Annotated in this window: 1 pseudogene; it reads right to left on the bottom strand. The window is 70.4% G+C overall.

From position 1 onward, the window contains the following. Window positions 1–578: pseudogene (locus H926_RS33510) on the bottom strand (hypothetical protein); the annotation flags it as partial.

Here is a 578-nt window from a genome sequence, read left to right as displayed (position 1 = left end):
GCTCGCGCCCTTCGGTCAGGGCAAAGGCCGGGTGCCAGCGTTGCAGCGGCAACTGCGCGTGCATGGCATGGGCCGTGTCAGGATAAAGTTCCAGCGGCACCACCCCGGCAAACAGCGCGCGGTGGGCGGCAATCGGGCTGCGCGTCTGCGGCCCGACGAACACGCCGGAAAGCCAGGTTGGGCGCTGGCGCACTTGCGCCACGAAGGCGTCAAACCCGGCGGCATCGAACCCTTGCGAGGATACCAGCATTTCGGCGGCCGGAAAGCGCGCGTGCAGCGGCGCAGCGAGCTGCCCCAACACGGCAAACAGCGGCGCGGGCGCGGTATGGCCAGGGTCGCCGCCGGGGAAATAGACTGTATCCAGCGCGGGAAAATCGGCCACCAGCGCGGCAAAGTCTGCCTGTTCGGCCGTGACATCGCCCGGCCGCGTATAGTCGCGCAGCAGCGGATAATAGAGCGCCACTTGCAGACCCAGCGCGTGGGCCGCACGCGCCGTGGCCAGGATCGCCGTGCGGGCCGGCACCGGGGCGAGCGGCGACGCGGCTGCATCGTCGGACACCGGCGCCACCAGCTGCACG

Source organism: Novosphingobium sp. B-7 (assembly GCF_000410615.1).
In the GTDB taxonomy this organism is placed as follows: domain Bacteria; phylum Pseudomonadota; class Alphaproteobacteria; order Sphingomonadales; family Sphingomonadaceae; genus Novosphingobium; species Novosphingobium capsulatum.
The sequence above is the reverse complement of the archived record's forward strand: the minus strand, read 5'-3'. Positions and strand labels throughout refer to the sequence as shown.